The 524-nt window shown below is 50.8% G+C and carries 2 protein-coding genes; both read right to left on the reverse strand.

The window, feature by feature from the left end; genetic code table 11:
* The coding region (locus ACS8FD_RS24400) for a Na(+)/H(+) antiporter subunit B (protein WP_439277744.1) at positions 1-243 on the reverse strand (243 nt) is incomplete at its 3' end.
* A partial coding sequence (gene mnhG / locus ACS8FD_RS24405; protein ID WP_439277745.1) for a monovalent cation/H(+) antiporter subunit G occupies positions 231-524 on the reverse strand: 294 nt, incomplete at its 5' end. The genes mnhG and ACS8FD_RS24400, both read right to left, overlap by 13 nt.

Here is a 524-nt window from a genome sequence, read left to right on the forward strand (position 1 = left end):
TCCTCGCAGCTTGGCGTAGGCTGCCAGGAATAACGCACCGGTCAAACCTGCTCCAATAGCGGCTTCTGCCAGTGCAACATCTGGTGCATTCAGGCGCACCCAAGCCAGCGCCATCACTAAGCCAAAGGCAATAAATCGCACAATAGCTCTAAACAGCTTAGCACTAGCAAGTGCACCCCAAGCCAACCCTAACGCCAGCAGTACAATGACTAAATCAATAACAGAACCAATCAGCGTCTCCATGGCCGAATCCCCCGTTGCAGTGCTCCGCGTGCGACCAGATAAGACACGTTCGCGCTAGCAAGCAACACCAGCAGCCATATAAATATTAATTTAACCACCACAGCCCAAGATTCCGCTTGTACCGCTAGGCCAACCACTATAAAACCCAGTCCCAAGTTATCGGCTTTGGTAAGCGCGTGTAGCCGAGTAAAAACATCTGGGAAGCGTAGCAAACCTAGCGTACCTGCCAGAAAGAACACGCTACCAGTGAACAACATTAAGGCAGAGAAATAATCACTTGC

This window comes from Psychrobacter sp. 1U2 (assembly GCF_051847575.1).